Annotated in this window: 1 pseudogene; it reads left to right on the forward strand. The window is 42.7% G+C overall.

The features are described from left to right. A pseudogene (locus HMPREF9469_RS30410) lies at nt 1-434 on the forward strand (IS1182 family transposase); the annotation flags it as partial. Between the last annotated feature and the right edge of the window lie 303 nt (nt 435-737).

The following is a 737-nucleotide window of genomic DNA, read 5'->3' on the forward strand; positions in this document are numbered from 1 at the left end:
ATGCTCTTTACACAAAGTATAATACATTTCTGCTTGAAAACGGATATGGCCCCAAATACAATCTCGGAAATGCCCGGATGTTTGTGATTGAAGGAATGGACAAAGTCCGTAAAGTCATTGAAGAAAACAGGAAACGGAAACTGACAAAACATAAGAAGATCTCCAATAACACCATCATTGAGATTGATTACTGTTCTCCGCTTGAGATCCGGAAACTGCAGAAGAACCTGATGCAGATCGCACAGGGAGAAGACATCGGATTCGTTTATGGGAAAGGTAAGCATAAACCGGAGATCCAGAAGCTTTACGAGGAACTGGAAGAATGCGGGACCCGTCTGATGGAGTATAAGGAATGCTTTGAGATCATGGGGAAAGGCCGCAACAGCTGTTCCAAAACAGACATGGAAGCAACCTTCATGCGGATGAAAGAAGAGTGCGACAAGAAGCGGCTTCTTCTTGAAATATTTCAGTATAGATTAATAACTCTAGTATCCCAGTGATAGGGATATTCCCATCCGAAACTGCGCCACAGGTAACTGTGGGGTGGGTTGCATGAGGAAAAGCCTAATCCCAAACTTAGCATCCATAGAACGGGAGGGCGAGGGAAAGATTTGCATGGTATGTAATTAAATATCGTGACATTCAGCATTGGATGGATGTGAATGCCAATGTAATGCAGATAGGAAAACATTACTTCTTCTTAATGTCAGTTGTCACCATATATCTGCCGGTATAGT

This window comes from [Clostridium] citroniae WAL-17108, from assembly GCF_000233455.1.
Classification (GTDB): domain Bacteria; phylum Bacillota; class Clostridia; order Lachnospirales; family Lachnospiraceae; genus Enterocloster; species Enterocloster citroniae.